Source organism: Chromohalobacter sp. 296-RDG, from assembly GCF_029889885.1.
In the GTDB taxonomy this organism is placed as follows: Bacteria; Pseudomonadota; Gammaproteobacteria; order Pseudomonadales; family Halomonadaceae; genus Chromohalobacter.
The window spans coordinates 1-689 of record NZ_JARANY010000295.1; the positions used below are offsets into that span (position 1 = coordinate 1).

Below are 689 nucleotides of genomic sequence, written 5' to 3' on the forward strand. Positions count from 1 at the left end.
GTGTACTGATCATCGCCTGCCCTTGTGCCCTGGGGCTAGCCACTCCCATGTCGATCATGGTCGGTGTGGGACGCGGCGCCCAGGCCGGCGTGCTGATCCGCGACGCCGAGGCGCTGGAGCGCCTGGAGAAGGTCGACACCGTGGTGGTCGACAAGACCGGCACCCTGACCGAGGGCAAGCCGCGGGTCACCGAATTGCGCCCGGCCGAAGGTTTCGACGCTCAGGAACTCCTGCGACTGGCCGCGGGGCTTGAGCGCGGCAGCGAACACCCCCTCGCCCAGGCGATCGTCGACAAGGCCAAGGACGATGACGTGACGCTCTCGGAGGCCACGGAGTTCGACGCCCCTAACGGCAAGGGGGTGACCGGGCAGATCGACGGCTACCACATCGCGCTCGGCAATCGCCTGCTGATGGAGAGCGAAGGGGTAGACCTCTCGGAGCAAGCTGAGGAGGCCGATCGGCTGCGCGGCGACGGCGCCACCGTGATCTTCGCCGCGGTGGATGGCCGCCTGGCGGGCCTGCTGGCCATCGCCGACCCGGTCAAGGAGACCACCGAGGCGGCCATTCGTGCGCTGCAGGCGGATGGCATTCGCGTGGTCATGCTCACCGGCGACAACCGCACCTCCGCCGAGGCGGTGGCGCGCCGCCTGGGCACGACGAGGTGGAGGCTGAGGTGCTGCCCGAGGACA

Annotated in this window: 1 protein-coding gene; it reads left to right on the forward strand. The window is 69.5% G+C overall.

Annotated elements, in window-relative coordinates:
• Positions 1-47: 47 nt before the first annotated feature.
• The coding region (locus OP495_RS18630; RefSeq protein ID WP_280571272.1) for an HAD-IC family P-type ATPase at positions 48-689 on the forward strand (642 nt) is incomplete at its 3' end.